The organism is Vibrio sp. 10N.261.51.A4 (assembly GCF_041471945.1).
Classification (GTDB): domain Bacteria; phylum Pseudomonadota; class Gammaproteobacteria; order Enterobacterales; family Vibrionaceae; genus Vibrio; species Vibrio crassostreae_C.
Genome location: NZ_JBFRPJ010000038.1, coordinates 1 through 2,798, shown reverse-complemented (window position 1 = coordinate 2,798; position 2,798 = coordinate 1). Strand labels below are relative to the sequence as shown.

1 rRNA gene is annotated in these 2,798 nt (G+C 51.4%); it reads right to left on the bottom strand.

Going from position 1 to position 2,798, the window contains the following annotated elements:
- Positions 1-2,781 (bottom strand): 23S ribosomal RNA (locus tag AB4384_RS09805); the annotation flags it as partial.
- Positions 2,782-2,798 lie beyond the last annotated feature (17 nt).

Genomic DNA, 2,798 nt, shown 5'->3' with positions numbered 1-2,798 from the left:
CAGGGAAAACTCATCTCAAGGCTCGCTTCCCGCTTAGATGCTTTCAGCGGTTATCGATTCCGAACTTAGCTACCGGGCAATGCCATTGGCATGACAACCCGAACACCAGAGGTTCGTCCACTCCGGTCCTCTCGTACTAGGAGCAGCCCCTTTCAATTTTCCAACGCCCACGGCAGATAGGGACCGAACTGTCTCACGACGTTCTAAACCCAGCTCGCGTACCACTTTAAATGGCGAACAGCCATACCCTTGGGACCGACTTCAGCCCCAGGATGTGATGAGCCGACATCGAGGTGCCAAACACCGCCGTCGATATGAACTCTTGGGCGGTATCAGCCTGTTATCCCCGGAGTACCTTTTATCCGTTGAGCGATGGCCCTTCCATTCAGAACCACCGGATCACTATGACCTGCTTTCGCACCTGCTCGAATTGTCATTCTCGCAGTCAAGCGGGCTTATGCCATTGCACTAACCACACGATGTCCAACCGTGTTTAGCCCACCTTCGTGCTCCTCCGTTACTCTTTGGGAGGAGACCGCCCCAGTCAAACTACCCACCAGGCACTGTCCGTAATCCCGATTCAGGGACCAACGTTAGAACATCAAAACTACAAGGGTGGTATTTCAAGGACGACTCCACCACATCTAGCGACGCGGTTTCAAAGTCTCCCACCTATCCTACACATGTAGGTTCAATGTTCAGTGCCAAGCTGTAGTAAAGGTTCACGGGGTCTTTCCGTCTAGCCGCGGGTACACTGCATCTTCACAGCGATTTCAATTTCACTGAGTCTCGGGTGGAGACAGCGTGGCCATCATTACGCCATTCGTGCAGGTCGGAACTTACCCGACAAGGAATTTCGCTACCTTAGGACCGTTATAGTTACGGCCGCCGTTTACCGGGGCTTCGATCAAGAGCTTCGACCGAAGTCTAACCCCATCAATTAACCTTCCGGCACCGGGCAGGCGTCACACCGTATACGTCATCTTACGATTTTGCACAGTGCTGTGTTTTTAATAAACAGTTGCAGCCACCTGGTATCTGCGACTCTCGTCTGCTCCATCCGCAAGGGACTTCACTGATAAGAGCGTACCTTCTCCCGAAGTTACGGTACCATTTTGCCTAGTTCCTTCACCCGAGTTCTCTCAAGCGCCTTGGTATTCTCTACCCGACCACCTGTGTCGGTTTGGGGTACGATTCCTTACAATCTGAAGCTTAGAGGCTTTTCCTGGAAGCATGGCATCAATGACTTCACTACCGTAGTAGCTCGACATCGTATCTCAGCGTTAGTAGCGGTCCGGATTTACCTAAACCACCCGCCTACGTACTTGAACCTGGACAACCGTCGCCAGGCCCACCTAGCCTTCTCCGTCCCCCCATCGCAATTGTAAGAAGTACGGGAATATTAACCCGTTTCCCATCGACTACGCCTTTCGGCCTCGCCTTAGGAGTCGACTTACCCTGCCCCGATTAACGTTGGACAGGAACCCTTGGTCTTCCGGCGAGGGAGTTTTTCACTCCCTTTATCGTTACTCATGTCAGCATTCGCACTTCTGATACCTCCAGCAGCCCTTACAGACCACCTTCAACGGCTTACAGAACGCTCCCCTACCCCACGCACCCTAAGGTACGTAGCCGCAGCTTCGGTGTATAGCTTAGCCCCGTTACATCTTCCGCGCAGGCCGACTCGACCAGTGAGCTATTACGCTTTCTTTAAATGATGGCTGCTTCTAAGCCAACATCCTGGCTGTCTGAGCCTTCCCACATCGTTTCCCACTTAGCTATACTTTGGGACCTTAGCTGGCGGTCTGGGTTGTTTCCCTCTCCACGACGGACGTTAGCACCCGCCGTGTGTCTCCCGGATAGTACTTACTGGTATTCGGAGTTTGCAAAGGGTTGGTAAGTCGGGATGACCCCCTAGCCTTAACAGTGCTCTACCCCCAGTAGTATTCGTCCGAGGCGCTACCTAAATAGCTTTCGGGGAGAACCAGCTATCTCCAGGTTTGATTGGCCTTTCACCCCTAGCCACAAGTCATCCGCTAATTTTTCAACATTAGTCGGTTCGGTCCTCCAGTTGATGTTACTCAACCTTCAACCTGCCCATGGCTAGATCACCTGGTTTCGGGTCTAATCCTAGCAACTGTACGCCCAGTTAAGACTCGGTTTCCCTACGGCTCCCCTAAACGGTTAACCTTGCTACTAAAATTAAGTCGCTGACCCATTATACAAAAGGTACGCAGTCACACCACGAAGGTGCTCCTACTGCTTGTACGTACACGGTTTCAGGTTCTATTTCACTCCCCTCACAGGGGTTCTTTTCGCCTTTCCCTCACGGTACTGGTTCACTATCGGTCAGTCAGTAGTATTTAGCCTTGGAGGATGGTCCCCCCATATTCAGACAGGATATCACGTGTCCCGCCCTACTCGTTTTCACTGATTATGATGTGTCGGTTACGGGGCTATCACCCTTTACTGCGAGACTTTCCAGACTCTTCACCTGCATCATTAAAAGCTTAAGGGCTAATCCAATTTCGCTCGCCGCTACTTTCGGAATCTCGGTTGATTTCTCTTCCTCGGGGTACTTAGATGTTTCAGTTCCCCCGGTTTGCCTCCTGTTGCTATGTATTCACAACAGGATACTTACTTATGTAAGTGGGTTTCCCCATTCAGGAATCCCAGACTCAAAAGGTTATTACTACCTAATCTGGGCTTATCGCAAGTTATTACGCCTTTCATCGCCTCTGACTGCCAAGGCATCCACCGTGTACGCTTAGTCACTTAACCATACAACCCGAAAGGGT